The organism is Mesorhizobium helmanticense (assembly GCF_003034915.1).
GTDB classification, from domain to species: domain Bacteria; phylum Pseudomonadota; class Alphaproteobacteria; order Rhizobiales; family Rhizobiaceae; genus Mesorhizobium; species Mesorhizobium helmanticense.
The window spans coordinates 18,425-31,975 of record NZ_PZJX01000075.1; the positions used below are offsets into that span (position 1 = coordinate 18,425).

At 57.5% G+C, this 13,551-nt stretch carries 13 protein-coding genes and 5 pseudogenes; 7 read left to right on the forward strand and 11 right to left on the reverse strand.

Annotated elements, in window-relative coordinates:
* Window positions 1–200 precede the first annotated feature (200 nt).
* The gene (locus C9427_RS32395) at window positions 201–593 is read left to right on the forward strand and encodes a hypothetical protein (RefSeq protein WP_107653046.1); all 393 of its coding nucleotides are present in this window, start codon (window positions 201–203) and stop codon (window positions 591–593) included.
* A gap of 630 nt (window positions 594–1,223) precedes the next feature.
* On the opposite strand, the pseudogene C9427_RS32405 reads toward C9427_RS32395, so the two are convergent.
* Window positions 1,224–1,463 (reverse strand): annotated as a pseudogene (locus C9427_RS32405) (integrase core domain-containing protein); the annotation flags it as partial.
* 521 nt (window positions 1,464–1,984) lie between these two features.
* Here C9427_RS32405 and C9427_RS32415 point away from each other — a divergent pair.
* On the forward strand, window positions 1,985–2,302 hold the full coding sequence (locus C9427_RS32415; RefSeq protein ID WP_107653049.1) for a hypothetical protein: 318 nt from the start codon (window positions 1,985–1,987) through the stop codon (window positions 2,300–2,302).
* Here C9427_RS32415 and C9427_RS32420 read toward each other — a convergent pair.
* The 4 genes from C9427_RS32420 to C9427_RS32435 form a co-directional block, all read right to left on the reverse strand.
* Complete coding sequence (locus C9427_RS32420; RefSeq protein WP_107653050.1) at window positions 2,285–2,962, reverse strand: sugar transferase; 678 nt, start codon at window positions 2,960–2,962, stop codon at window positions 2,285–2,287. The genes C9427_RS32415 and C9427_RS32420 overlap by 18 nt on opposite strands.
* A 55-nt stretch (window positions 2,963–3,017) precedes the next feature.
* A complete protein-coding gene (locus tag C9427_RS32425) occupies window positions 3,018–3,695 on the reverse strand; it encodes a class I SAM-dependent methyltransferase (RefSeq protein WP_107653051.1) in 678 nt (225 codons plus the stop codon).
* 105 nt (window positions 3,696–3,800) lie between these two features.
* Window positions 3,801–4,265 (reverse strand): phasin, encoded by a 465-nt coding sequence (locus tag C9427_RS32430; protein ID WP_107653052.1) that lies wholly within the window; start codon window positions 4,263–4,265, stop codon window positions 3,801–3,803.
* A gap of 227 nt (window positions 4,266–4,492) precedes the next feature.
* On the reverse strand, window positions 4,493–4,999 hold the full coding sequence (locus C9427_RS32435; RefSeq protein WP_107653053.1) for a hypothetical protein: 507 nt from the start codon (window positions 4,997–4,999) through the stop codon (window positions 4,493–4,495).
* Between the two features lie 704 nt (window positions 5,000–5,703).
* Between C9427_RS32435 and C9427_RS32440 the strand changes: the two genes are divergently transcribed.
* The 3 genes from C9427_RS32440 to C9427_RS32460 all read left to right on the forward strand — a co-directional run bounded on the left by C9427_RS32440 (window position 5,704) and on the right by C9427_RS32460 (window position 8,165).
* On the forward strand, window positions 5,704–5,985 hold the full coding sequence (locus C9427_RS32440) for a hypothetical protein (RefSeq protein WP_245437265.1): 282 nt from the start codon (window positions 5,704–5,706) through the stop codon (window positions 5,983–5,985).
* A 364-nt stretch (window positions 5,986–6,349) separates the two neighbouring features.
* Window positions 6,350–6,949, forward strand: a complete 600-nt coding sequence (locus tag C9427_RS32450; protein WP_107653055.1) for a transposase — start codon at window positions 6,350–6,352, stop codon at window positions 6,947–6,949.
* Window positions 6,950–7,814: 865 nt separating this feature from the next.
* Window positions 7,815–8,165 carry a c-type cytochrome gene (locus C9427_RS32460; protein WP_167434574.1) on the forward strand — a complete coding sequence of 117 codons (351 nt, stop codon included), beginning with the start codon at window positions 7,815–7,817 and terminating at the stop codon, window positions 8,163–8,165.
* Window positions 8,166–8,601: 436 nt separating this feature from the next.
* Here the strand turns inward: C9427_RS32460 and C9427_RS32470 are convergent.
* From C9427_RS32470 to C9427_RS32485, 4 genes and pseudogenes are all read right to left on the reverse strand, one after another.
* Window positions 8,602–8,844, reverse strand: a pseudogene (locus C9427_RS32470) (DDE-type integrase/transposase/recombinase); the annotation flags it as partial.
* Window positions 8,845–9,056: 212 nt separating this feature from the next.
* Entirely contained in the window at window positions 9,057–10,742 is a 1,686-nt protein-coding gene (locus C9427_RS32475; RefSeq protein ID WP_107653058.1) for an NAD(P)/FAD-dependent oxidoreductase, read from the reverse strand.
* A gap of 437 nt (window positions 10,743–11,179) precedes the next feature.
* A pseudogene (locus C9427_RS32480) lies at window positions 11,180–11,569 on the reverse strand (transposase); the annotation flags it as partial.
* Window positions 11,569–11,736 (reverse strand): annotated as a pseudogene (locus C9427_RS32485) (DUF736 domain-containing protein); the annotation flags it as partial. The pseudogenes C9427_RS32480 and C9427_RS32485, both read right to left, overlap by 1 nt.
* Window positions 11,737–12,147: 411 nt before the next feature.
* Here C9427_RS32485 and C9427_RS35080 point away from each other — a divergent pair.
* Window positions 12,148–12,306, forward strand: a pseudogene (locus tag C9427_RS35080) (IS30 family transposase); the annotation flags it as partial.
* Window positions 12,307–12,353: 47 nt separating this feature from the next.
* On the opposite strand, the gene C9427_RS32495 reads toward C9427_RS35080, so the two are convergent.
* Complete coding sequence (locus C9427_RS32495; RefSeq protein WP_167434573.1) at window positions 12,354–12,710, reverse strand: hypothetical protein; 357 nt, start codon at window positions 12,708–12,710, stop codon at window positions 12,354–12,356.
* The gene (locus C9427_RS33975; protein ID WP_146172638.1) at window positions 12,682–12,945 is read right to left on the reverse strand and encodes a hypothetical protein; all 264 of its coding nucleotides are present in this window, start codon (window positions 12,943–12,945) and stop codon (window positions 12,682–12,684) included. Before C9427_RS33975 ends, C9427_RS32495 begins: the two co-directional genes overlap by 29 nt.
* Before the next feature lie 337 nt (window positions 12,946–13,282).
* Here C9427_RS33975 and C9427_RS35490 point away from each other — a divergent pair, with 337 nt between their 5' ends.
* Entirely contained in the window at window positions 13,283–13,519 is a 237-nt protein-coding gene (locus C9427_RS35490; protein WP_353622456.1) for a ribbon-helix-helix domain-containing protein, read from the forward strand.
* Window positions 13,520–13,551 lie beyond the last annotated feature (32 nt).

Below are 13,551 nucleotides of genomic sequence, written 5' to 3' on the forward strand. Positions count from 1 at the left end.
GTCGATTGATTGGACGGCAACCTCAGCCTGGGAGCTGCCGGCGGTATGGGCCTAGGGAGGGCTTGCGGCCGCCAATCGCGCGTGGTGGTATGGGCTCGGACTCTGCGCTGGATTTGGTTGCGCTCTGGCCTCAGCCTTCCAACACGACCGTTCCCATGCAAATCTGGCCGCATGACTGACTCCCGCCACCTGGCCCAACCATGCGCGACCTGATGGCGACAGTGGGCGAACTTCTATTGCTTTGGGGCTTTCTTGAAACGACGATACGCAAACGCCTCGCTGCGATCCATGCGGCCGAGGGCAAGCCACCGACGAAAACCCCAGTGCTTGCCCGATGGCTTCATGTGGAAGCCGAACGCGGTGACCCGAGGCTGGCGCAGCTATTCGCCGATATCGAGGAAGTGGCCACCCTTCGAAACTGTTTAGCGCACGGCTTGTCGTCGGCCTCAGCAAATCCATGGCGCGGCGAGGAAGCGGCGGTCGTCTGCTTGATGCATGACGGAAGTCGGCGGCGCTTTACCATAGGCGAAATGCAGGACGCAAAGGACCACCTGCATGTGATTACGAACCGCGTCCACGATCTCGGCGTCTGAGCTGTGACCATCGCCAACGATCGCTCAACCCGCGACATAGATTCCACAGAGCCTGGATATCCTTACGGGACTGAAACCCGCCGTCCCAGTTGTAGTCGAATTGGCTCTCAATGAATCTTGCCTTGAACTCAGACTTGTCCAAATAGTCAGAGACTATCTCGACGAGCTGAATTTCCGAAATTCGACCATTCCTAAGTTGATGCTCGACCGCGTACGAGATTAGCTTCGCAACTTGTTCCCCACCGCTGGTAAGCTTTCTCACCTTGGCCAGCCGGGTTTCGTGCGTGAGGGCGAAGAACTCCTCAGGATCATCGAACCAACCAACCTCTGTTTCGAGGTGCGCATACCGAACCAAGGGGTCGGGATCGTTGTGATGTCATTTGCCCGCTGGTCGCTATCATCGAGAGGGTTGACGTCTCTGGCCGCCAGGTATCGTACGTAGGCATTTTGGCTAGTCAGCACTGTTTCGAGCACTTCGCCATAGATATAGCTTCTTCCGCGCGACTAGCAGGGCAATCTGCGTTTCCGGAGTCAGTCCATCCCAGGCAGCGATCAATTTCGCCTTCCCGCTTGACCTGAGACCCTTGTTCCCTCCATTTCAATGGAGAGTCCGGCGCTTCATTTCTGGCCTCATGCGGCCTGTTTTTCCAGCGCCATTTTCATGGCGAATTCGATGGGCGTGATGTTACCCAAGGCTGAGTGTGGTCTGTTGCGGTTGTAGTCCTCCTTCCATAGTTCGATTGCTGCCCGCGCTTGCGTGAGAGTGGAGAACAGCGTTTCGTTCAAACACTCATCGCGAAATCGGCCGTTGAAACTCTCCACGAATCCGTTCTGCATCGGCTTGCCGGGCGCGATGTAATGCCTTTGGATTGCGGTTCGTGCTGAGACCGCTCGGATGGGAGGAGGTGGTGGGGGGCGGTTTGGAGACTTGGACATGGTTTATCCCGCCCTCTCCTTAAGCTCGTCCACCAGCTTGACCGGAGGCTGCTGCGCGATCAATTCCTCGTCTGCCTCCGTCGACAAATACCCGTTCCGCAGCAGCGCCCCCGCGATCGGTTCGACCTCCTGCCGATGGCCTCGACGATCTTCTTCGCCCGGGCGAACTGGTCCGCCAGCACCTTTGTCGACGCGTGCATGCAGGAAACGGTCGAACCGCAGGGCGCAACTGCTCGACGACATCGCCGTCAGACTCGGCGGTCTCGCTGCATAGGAAGTCATGCTGGGAGACCGTTCGGCGGGCGGGGGCGGTGCGTCTGGGTCCGACCTCCACAGTGCGACGCTGTCGGCGCTCACTTTCGAGGCCTCCTTTGGCCTCGGCGAGGGTTCGCCTATCTCGCTTCCGAGGACGAAGACGAACTGTTCAAAGCCCGCTTGCGTTCACGTCGACGCGGATGAAGAACATCCTCAAGCAGCACGGCCTCGTGCCGCACGAGACGAGCCTCGGCTTCCCGACGAAGCTGGAGGCTCGTGCGGTGCTCAGGCTGGGTGAGCGGCTCCGGAAGACGGTCCGGCTGGAAGCTATAGAGGCCGAACTCGGCGTCGCGTCGAGAGTCTTCGGCGAGATCGTCGCGGAGGGGCACATCCACCTTCTGGTCAAGGGCGATGGCGGTGTTATGCCGCTAAATCTAGCCCCATCGCCCGATGAGCTTGCCGCCGAATGCCAGACACCGAATGCGTGGCATCGCGGCCCGTCAGTAAGAGCCGCGTGACATCCAGACGGCCGGCACGGTCTTGATGATGATGCGAACGTCCTCGAACAGCGACCAGTTCTCGACATAGTGGCGATCAAAGGCAACGCGGCTGTCATAGGAAACGTCATTGCGGCCGCTGACCTGCCATAGGCCGGTCAGGCCCGGGCGGGATTTCAGGTAATAGACGGCGGAGGTGCCATAAATCTCCAGTTCGTCGCGCACGACCGGACGAGGTCCGACAAGGCTCATGTCGCCCTGCAGGATGTTGATGATCTGGGGCAGCTCATCGAGGCTGAGTTTCCTCAAGACAGCTCCGACGCGGGTGACACGCGGATCGTTCTTCAGCTTGCGGGTTGCTACCCATTCCGCGTTGGCGTCAGGGTTGGTCGCGAGATAGGCGGCCAGCACCTTGTCGCCATCGGGAATCATGGTGCGGAACTTCAGGCACGGAAAAATCCGCCCGCCGCGCCCGATTCGCCTGTGGCCGTAGAAAATCGATCCGCCGTCGGAAAATTTGACGAGCAGAGCGATCACGACAAACAGCGGGCTGAGCGCGATCAAGCCAATCAGTGAACCGGTGATATCGAAGCTGCGTTTGAGCAGGCCACCGATCGGCGGCGGGAAATCGATGTCAGCCTGCGAAAAGCCCGCGGTGGCCGACTTGGCAACGTCCCTCATGACGCCTCCAGGGCCATCACGGCGATCCAAGCCTGCCACCGGAGCCCTGGCACCTTCAGTGCACATTGTCGGCTTGCTTGCCGATGGCCCGCACCGTACGGCCCAGAACGCTCCTGCGGAACGGGATCGATGCGAGCGTGGAAAGCCCGAAGAATTGCAGGTCGCATTTGGAAAAATGCTTGCGAACGATGTCGAAGTCGCTCTTCAAAAGCGGGTGCTCGTCGATCGTCCGGGCCTCGGGCGTTCGGTTGCGGTACATATTGATCAGCGGATTGTGGCCGAGCGACTCGAAGAAGATCGCGTTGCCGCTGGGTCGCATCACCCTGTGGATCTCGCGAAGTGCGTTGTCGAGGATGAGGTGATGAAGAATGCCGGCCCCGAACACGAACGTCGCCGAGGGCAGGCTCATCTCTTCCGCATTGTCGATCTGGAACGCGACATTATTGATCCTGCGGCGCGCCGCCTCGTTCTTTGCCTTCTGGATGGCAACGTCGGAGATGTCGATGCCGGTTATCTTCTTGGCGAAGGGCGCTAGGCGAATGCTGTTCTCGCCGTCCGCGCAGCCATATTCGAGTGCAGTCTTTCCCGGCGCTGTTTCTCTCAGCAGCTGCCAGCAGGCATCCGTTGCAGGCTGAGCCGCGAAGTAGAACGAATCCTGCCTGCGTTCTTCCACAGCGCCGAAGCGCTTGTTGTGGAAGTCGCGTTCACGTTCGGGACGTTCTTGATACGCCATGGGCTGGTTCTTCGCAATTTGAACGATCTCCACTGGACTTGGGCATCGCCCCCAATATGGAGGTCAGACCGGCCTGACGCCCAGGTATTTTCAGCGCTTGAGCTATCAGGCGGCCTTGAGGTCCCAAAGTGTCTTCTCGAAGATCTCCTTGACCGGTTTGGAGATATCGGTCACCGCCTTGGTAGTGAGCGCTTGAAAATCCTTAGCCTGCTCGAGCCCCATTTCGACGCGCTTGCGTAGAAATGTGGTCTGCAGCTCAATTACCTCGGACAGCGAGTTCGCGCCGGCTAGAGCTTGAAGATGCGAAAAGTCGGCGTCGACATTGGCGCGCAGCGCGGCGATCGTCGCCAGCGACACCTCGTTGCCGACTGACCTAGCGGTTTCAAAGGTCGACTTAAGCACTTTCTTAGCCTCATCGGCGCCGAGCTGGAATTTGGCAAGCGCTTCTTTCGATTGCTCGACGCCCTTTTCGGTGGCCGCGCGAAACTGATCGATGGCCTTGCTGGGGTCGAATGGCTGGAATTCGTCGGTTTCAGCGGATTGGCCAGACTTGTCTGTGATCTTGGACATTTCCGGATCCTTTTGGTTGGTGGTGGTTTGTTACCTGCACACAATGAACACGCATATGCCGTGCCAAAAGGGGAAATCGTTTCGGAACAACACGATGGCTCGAATGCAGCTGTGTCGTATGTCCGACATCACGCTCGGGCACGCGTGATTGTTGCGGCAATCGAAGCGCATGTTGGAACTGTTCACCCGGAGGCCAAAAGGGATCACGCTTCCGGAGCTGGCGGTGGTCACAAGGATCGTCGCTGAAGATGATGCCGCAAGTTTGTACGCCATTCTGCTCGACGACGACTACTACTACGCCGCCATCGCCGTAGCGCGGCGCGTTGCATCGGCGTCCAGATATCAATCCAGGCGTCGTTCCCTGCGATCTGCTGGCCCGCCTTGATTGCTTCCAGGGTCTCCCGCTCGACGATTCCTTTGTCAAATAGGAGGAATCCTTCGCAACGTGAGCAGAGCATGCCGTAAGACACGAATCGACCCGCGTAGATGTCAACCGTCGTGACTTTCAAGCCGTCCTGTTCGAAGACATCGATTCCGAGTGCCCGAGCCTGTTCCGTCGTCAACAGAAGGAAATCATTCGGCCCAGCGATCGTGAAGAACCGTATCGCTTCGATGCGCAGGCCGAGATGGGGCAGATATGATCCAATCTCGGCCTTGGCCACTCCGGATTCCTTGTACTCGCCGTTTTCCTCCCGGTAGGCGGCATGGAAGCCGATCTTTGAAGAAGCGGACATATATCGCCGCGCGCCCGCAACTCAGATCAGGCCGCAGGCGGAAAACACCCGCTATCTGGCAGCACCATAGTCGCATAATTGCGGAATTATGGAGCAAATTCCGCAAGAATTCGATGATGTGTGGTGCACCTTCCGAAGCTCGTTTTCCGAGAGGGACCCCCAGCTGTGACGATTCCCTCATTTAGCGCTTTGCATATTCTGGTGGCTGCAAATATTTGGTTGGTGGTCGTCATCCTTGCAAGTATAGCACCTGCGTGTGCATCGCAACATCTTCCGATCACTGTCGACGGAACCAGTTACGACCTAACGCATTTGCAGGCGTTTTCGGCATCGATTCCAGGAAAGGGAATCGCTCTTGGGACCGATCTCCTTGTCGATGGGGTTTTCTCAAACCACGTCTATACAGAAAGAACTAAGCATGATGAGCAGCATCATGCATTTGACCACCACGGCACAAAAAGAACGTTCGATAGTGATCGATATGAGATGTTCAAGACTCTCGGCGTTGTCATAAAGTCCAAGATAGAGAGCAACGAATTGACGTACGTTTCGAAAAGCTACGGCGGGGCCGATAACCTTGTTTTCGTTGAGATGAAGGATGGTCACACATGGGCGGTCGTCGGAGGGCGCTTGGACGAGAACGATCCGAAGGAAGAGCTGATCGAGACGATTTCCGCAACGATACAATCACCGTCGTGGCGATATTGCTTGCCTTTTCGCTCGGCTTCGTCACGCATTGGGCTGCTAACCCCATGCCATGGGGGTTTTACGACCTGGTTGCCGTTGTGCCGATCCTGTTCGGCATCGCGTTGCAGATGCGGGCGCTGTCCATGCTGCTCGACATGAGTTCGCTGCGCCGACAAATCTACGAACGCGCTAACCGCATCTTCATGGCGGGCCTCATCCTGACCGCGTGCGGCGTGGGGCTGGCGATCCTGCTCGATGTCTTCGCGATGTCAGCGAAGGGCGCGCTGCCTGGCGTTTGACGGCCCATCACTGCGCTTTGGCCCTGCCGCTCATCGGCCGACTTCCGTACGCATTCCAAGTATGAGCCCGGTCCCATGTTGAGGACTGCGCACATACAGCTTTGATTTCTTCGGTGGCCCGGCGGTCGCCGCGGACCCTGTATGCCCGCAACCTGGAGCCTGAACATGACCATCCCATTCGCCATCGTCACGACCGCCGCGCAGCATGCCGCAGCGGTTTCGCTCGTCCCGTTTCCGTCCCGAGGTTTGGAAATACGCGGCTCAGTCGCCGTCCAAACCGAGGAGGGACTGAGCTCTGGCCGCGTCCGAAAAACAGGCTAAGAGGCAGCACTTCCTGCTGTCGCCCGCGTGCCGGAAGCTCACCTTGGCAAAGGTCCGCGAGGCGACGGCCTATGGCCGGTTCAAGCGCATGCGCTGGCCGCAGACAGACGGCGAACCGTTCTGCCCGAAATGCGGCACGCTGAGCTGGTGCTCGATGAGCCGCGGCCGCCTCAAATGCTCGGACAAGGCCTGCAAAGCCGTGTTCACCGTCACGTCGGGCACGGTCTTCGCGTCACGCACGCTCAGCTTCAAGAAGATGGTCATGGCCATCTGGCTCTCGGTGAACTCGGTCAAGGGCAAGGCCGCACTCCAGCTCTCGCGCGAGATCGGCGTGCAGTTCAAGACCGCCTGGGTGATGCTCATGAAGCTACGCGAGGCGATCGCGTGGCAGCGAAGACATGGTGCTCAAGGGCGAAGTCGAGATCGACGGCAATATGCTGGCGGCCATATCCGACCCGAGAACAAGGCCGAAGACCGCGTCGACCGCCGGCCGAGACCGCGGTCCCTGAGCGCCAAGGCGCACAGCCGCTTCATGTTCTGGAACTGCTTCAGGCGTGGCGGCCAGACATTCACGCGCGGCATCCGCGACGAGGACGGCGGTGGGCAGCGGTCCGTGACCACGTCTCCCGCGAAGCTACCGTGATCTCCGACGAGCATGGCAGCTACAACGACCTGGCGGGCGTCAACAAGCTGAAGCGAGTGATCCAAGGCCTACCAGACCGAGGGCGGCACGAACACCAACCAGGTCGAAAGCTTCTTCTCGCGGGTGCAGCGCGCCTACCCGACCAATCTTTGCGAGCTGTCGAGGACCGCTGACAGACGATTTGCGATATGGGTCTGCGGGGCCTTGGCTGCGACTCCTCGGAAATGGATCCCATTCGCATCTTGTATGAAATTGCTGGCTTTTCCGGTTGGCACAAGCGTTGCAGAGCTATTTGCGATAACATTTCGCCTAATGGGTAGGACGCATGAATTGCTGCAACAAGCTGCCTGACATCGGCCGCCGTCAATTTCTAAGAGGAGGAACGTTTGCCGATGCAGGAATGGCCATACCTGTGGAACTGCCTGCGCAGACTCAGACAAAGTCTGCACTGGGGCTGGCACTCGTCGAATACCCATCGAACAGGCTGAAGCCGAACGAACCCTCGACGTCAGTTACCAGACGGCGCGGGCCGGACCGCGACATTGTCGGATTCTGGACCACGTGCCCGCACAAGGGCTTCGCATGGAACTACAACGCCGATGACCACTCCTTTAGGTGTCCCGGCCACTACTCACATAGAAAGGTAGCAGATCTGAGACCAGTCGACGGCCAATATTCCTCAATACGAGCTGCGCATCGACGCCAAGGGCGAAATCTACGCCGAGGGAGTCGACGAGCCTCTTTACGGCTACCTGAGTAACGTACTTTAAGCGAGGATTGGATCATGCCTTATAAACATATCGACCGCCTGCCGCATCTTCAATCGGTGAATTCCCGCGTGAAATATCTGTTCGTCGGCGCCACAATGGTTTTGGCGTGCTTGCCTCCGGTCGCCCGGGCTCAGGATATCGAGGCCGGAAAGACAGTCTTCAAAAAGTGTGCCGCCTGCCACAGCGCTGATACCGACGCGAATAAGGTCGGGCCAACCTTGAAAGGCGTTGTAGGCCGGACAGTTGGGACCGTCCCGGGCTACTCGTACTCGAAAGCCATGAAGGATGCGGGCGCAGCGGGCCTCGTATGGGATGAGCCGAACCTGATGGCATATTTGGCCAATCCCAAGGCGAAAGTCCCGGCGAACAAAATGGGGTTCCCTGGCCTCAAGAATCCCGAGGACGTCAAAAACGTCATCGCCTATCTCAAGAGTGTGTCAGGTTAGAAACCTTTTCGGGAACAACGCGAAGGAGGGAGCAATCGTGTTTCACGCCGTGAAACCAGTTTTGAAAGCCGACTGTTCTGTCGGGCAAAGTGGCGAAGCTATCCGACGCGGCTGGTCGAGCAGGCCTGTGCTCATGCCATCAGCAACCGCAGGACGGGAACCCATCCAATACGCTTGCTCTGGCTTCGCCACGACGGTACTCATTAGGCCGCGTCCTATGGCTCTGCCCAAAATATAGCCATGCGTTGCCGCGCCCTTAATAGGTCAAAGTTGGTTAAGTTGCTCCCTCTTCCGGCAGCCTGCATTCAGCAAGGGCCGCCGACAATTGACTCATTTCGCTGAGTTTCCGGGGCTGTCGTCCCGTTTCAACGGGATGAGGGGGGATGTCACGTTGACTTCGCCCTGCCCCGCTCAAAACGCTCCGCTCTCGCTACACACGTTGCAGTGCTCCTGGTGATCGCAAGCCTTGCATAATCCGCTCCCGTTTTCGCAGCGGCACATGCGAATTCTCGGCACGGTTGTTCAATCCCTTATGCGACTGATGCTCGACGTCCGGCATCACCTGTCGCCTGGCTGCTCCATAGGAGCGCAGCTTGTCGGTGATCATGCGCTTCGGCGCGACGCCTTGCTTCTTCAGCAGCCTCGTCAGCAAGCGCTTGGCCGCTTTGGTGTTGCGGCGGTTCCAGTACCGATGCTACTGCATCCCGCGCCTGTCAGCGCAGGAAATCCCATCCTAACCGGTCGACCATGGATTTTTGCGCCCTAAAGTGCCGATTCCCTGATATCCAACGCCGAAGTTTTCCCGGCCGTATTTGATTGCAAATCTCCTCGAGTGTGGACGTTGCAAACGTTTAAGAAGCCTTTTCTAAAGAACGCTAAATTTACCGGTTCTCAATATCGATAAGCGGAAATCATCGAATCAATAGGGTTACCGCTCAAGAGCTGGCCGCCACTGCTGCGGATAACAGCACATGCGGCATTCAAGCCCGTTTGTACCGCGCCCTCGACCCACCCGCCGGTAAAGGAGCATCCACATCCTGCGAGATACAAGCCCGTGTCTTCTTCCGGTCTTTTTGCGGTAGCGAATTGGAAAAATAGCCGTTCTGAATAGATGTCTTCACCAGGATAATTGAGCTTGAAGGCACCTACTGAATATGGATCCATCAGCCAATCGTGCTGCAGGACATGACGTTCATAGTCACCGTTAGCCGGGACTAGCTGACGGGCGAAATCAGGGGAAATGGTGGCCAAATCATCGACTAGACGCTGGCACCGTTCCTTTTTGTCCAGAATGGAAAGCATTTTGTTAGCATCATCTTCCCATGTATAACTTAACAGCACCACGCCCTTACCATCCGGATCATCTGGCTGATAGTCTAGGCAGTAAACCCCTCTGGCAAGGCCATCTGACAAGATGGTTGTCGGCGAGCCCTTTTTTAACCAGAACTTGTTTTCCGTCAGCATAAACAGCTTGGAAGAGCCGGTAAGGTGAGTTTCTCTGACCGCTCGCAAAACTTCGTTAGTAAGAAAGGTTCCATCCGCCGTGAGACGATGGGCCAGCTCCATAGCTCGATTGCTGGTAGTGACGATGACGCGGTCAAAAGGCACGACCTGCCCTCCTGCGCATGTCACGAGAATCTGACCGCCCTGTTTGTAAATACGGCTTACATGACCGTAGCGGACACGCTGCCGCAAACTCACACCGTTAAGCTCCTGTTCAGCCAACCGTTTCACCAACAGGGAGATCCCTCCCATAATCAGGCGCTGATCGTCCTCGTACCCGTTAATTACAAGACGCAGTATCTCAGTAAACGCGGCTTGGTACACAGGTAAAAAGCCTCCAGATCCAATCCCCAGCGATCCGAAAAGCTCAAAATCTTCTGGCCTTTTCCAAGGTACGCGCCCTGGTGGCTGCGGTCCGGTAAAGATGGTGACGAGGGCCGAATAGAAGGAGACGTCGCGAAACGAATCTAGCCAGGCCTGCCATGCGTCACGAGCTTGGTCAAAGCGATGCGACCGAAGCAAAGTTGTGATCTTCGCCGGTGCGGGCAGTTGAATCCCTTCGTGCGCGTAACCGTCGCTCATCAAAGCCTGCCATCCTTGATGAACACGCCTGAACAGTGGCGGCGGAGACTCGCCGGCCCGCCATAAATGACGCGCACCTCGATAGTGCACCTCGGTATCCACGATGCCCGGATCGGGGAAGGAAGCTGCGGTATCTATCCTCAATTTGTTCAGATAATGGAACAGGCAGGTTGCGCTGGAAGGAAAGCGCATAGCGCCCATCTCGGCAATGAGATGCGGTTCGCGCGGGTCGAAGATTTGTGACCAAGCCCGCCCACCCATACGATCCCGCGCCTCAAATAGCACGATGTCCGTTATTCCGGCGCGCAAAAGTTCAGTCGCCGCCACCAAGCCACTGATGCCGGCGCCCACAATGCCAACCCGCGGGCGCCGGCTGTTTTGAGCAAAGCTCCCAATACCACCTTCAGACTCGCTCAATCGCAAGAACGGTCCATAATCATACAGAAGATCGATACTCGGCAATGAATTTCTTGCGATGGTATCGTTCAGCATACCGCTCTCCGGTGATAGCTATATTTCTTGAGATCTAGTGTGGCCGCCCTCAGGTTGCCTCCCCCGTTAAATTGGAACGCCACGGACACAGCATAACAATTTCTGCTCACCGGAGGCGCAATTGACGGTGTGTATTAGTAGAGAGCTTGCCAGATTCTGTACATAGTAATAATAATCACTGCAAACGCATCTCGCCACTCGACGATTGACGCTATATTTATTTGGTTTAGAATTGATTGCTCAGTCGAAATCCATCGAGTTCCTCTCATATATGGAAGTCTAGCTCCTTCCACCGAGTATGTTCCAAATACTCGTGAGCGATATCGTCTATTAGTGCTTACTAATGATCCATATTGTCTATTTCTTTCTATCACTAAATTCCAACCAATTGAATTAATATTACGTTTCATATGTAATAAAATACGCCTCCTCACTTATCAGAGCCCATTTGTCCATTCTCTTCGGCCGATGGACATGATGCGCCAAGGCTGGTTTTCGACCGGGTTGAGCTCCGGTGATTTCGGCGGCAGTGGCAGGATGGTGATATTCGTGGGCACGACGAGGTTGTTGGACATGTGCCACCCGGCCTGATCCATGATGAGGATGGCATGCGCGTCATCGGCCACATGGCAGGATATTTCGGCCAGATGCTGGGTCATGGCGTATGTGTCACACCAGGGCATGACCAGCGCTGCCGCCTTGCCGAGCTTGGGGCAGATCGCGCCGAAGATGTAGGCTGATCGGGTTCGCTGGTCGTGCGGTGCCGAAGGTTGCGTTGCACGCTTTGCCCAGCGGCGGGTGATCTTGTTCTTTTGACCGACACGGGCTTACCCGGCCACAAGGCCGCGGTGATCGGGGCGTTGAAGCTTGGATTGTTCAGCTTGACCGAGACGTATTCCTCACCGTCGTTGGAGACCGCCTTCCAACCCGCGCCGACCTCGACGCCGTTACCGGCGGTGATGCGGAAGTCCGGGGTGTCGCGCGAGACGCGCTCCTCGATGGCCCTGTCGAGGGGGTTGTCTAATCGCGGCGGGGACGTCAAGTATCTTCGTGCTTGGAGATGCGTTGGCCGGGTACACGGTTGTCTTTGCGGTCAACATCGGTCGCCGCATGATGGAGCTTCGCGGGACGAGCCTTCAATGTGGACGACGCACTTTGCTGAGTTAGCGGTGCAACCCCATCAGCGGAATGGCTCGGCTCACGTCCCGGCAGGGACGCCTCAGGCGTTCAGATTCTGAACGCTATCCGGATTTACGTTGTGGGTCCTGCATTCGGCCGGTTTTAAGCATCGTATGCATTATCACCGCCAGTTTGCGCGCCACAGCCACGGCAGCTCTTTTGAAACCGATCCTCTCCTGGAGCTGGAGACCCCATGTCCGCAGGGGGCGTTGTCAACTTAACTCGCGTTCAGGGTCGGGGATCGCTACGCCGCGAACTGTCGGCCTGCTTGCGAACGGGGCGCGTGTTGCGGGTCCCCAAGGCGCGTGTACGCAGGCGAGGCAAGAGCTTTGTCTCGCCGGACATCATGATTAGTCAACGCCCCGCCGAAGCGGCCGATCGCGCTTTTGGCCGTTTCACAACCCAATCGATATGGACGAGGCCGCGATTGCCCTAGCGGAGGCGCTCGAAGAGGTCCGGCACAGGCTTGAGCTCTGAAGCTTTCGCCCCTTCCTCATAGGTATAGGTGACGTTGACGATGATGGAGGTGATGTCGGGATATCGCGCGACTAGGTGGGCGGCTGCGTCCGTATAGTCACCGGCCGACAGCTTGTCGCCAAGGGCGGCGACGTCCCCTTCTGCGTGTCCGGGGATCTCATAAAGGGTGACAGCAAATTCCTCGTTCAGTTCTGGGTCTTGCGGCGGACACCATGCATCCATTTCGGCATAGTGGCGTTCGATCGCCGACGCCGCGTCCGCGCCACGGACCAACGCCCCATAGTCACCCTCTTGGGTCATCATCAGAAACATCTTCGTGCTCGTGGGCATCATAAACTCCATCATCATGGGAAAAAGCGGTAGGAGCGAGGGGCGAACGCCGTTCGGCCCCTCCGGGCAGTTCGATCAGGCGGCCATCTTCACGCCTTAAACGGGATCGGGTTCGCCGGGCGACCTCAGGGTCGTTGACGTCGATGCCGAAAGCTTGATTATAGTTGCGGCGCCCGGCGTCGTGCTCTTCCTGCGTCATGACGTCGGCCGCGACCATCCAGCAGATCACGTTCGCCGCGCGCGTGCGGGATTCCGAACCGGCGTCGATCGCGCCGCTGGCCTTGATGAGTACGCCCTCCCGAAGTGGTGCGTGGATCCGCCAGTCGATCTTATTCGCGCGGCTGACCGCAGTGAGTGGTATGCGGCCATCATGTTTGCGGCCCGTTGATTAAGGCTTGCGCAAACTTCCTTTATGTCTGCGCTTACGTCAAGTTCTTTTGTGTAACACCAATATTAAGTCTCCAAATGTTGAAATGTCGACACATCAACATTCTGATTACTTATGTTCCTCTTTTTTGTAGGGCTACCGGGAGTTCTTCTTTCCTTGGTGATCCATGGCCGCAAACAAGCCTCCATCCCGAAGCGGGCGGCGCCAAATTTCCGGTCATTTCGACACCGAGGTTGTGAAGGCGCTGAAGCGTCTCGCGCTAGAACGAGATAGCACTGTGCAAGCGCTCCTTGGCGAAGCGATCAATGATTTCCTGTCGAAGAACGGGCTTCCGAGATTGGCCAACGAGAAGCCGCTACCGCGGGGTGGGGCGGCTCTGCAACGCAGAGTGACCAAGGGGTGAGGCGCTACGCACGCACGCCAAACTGTCCAGCC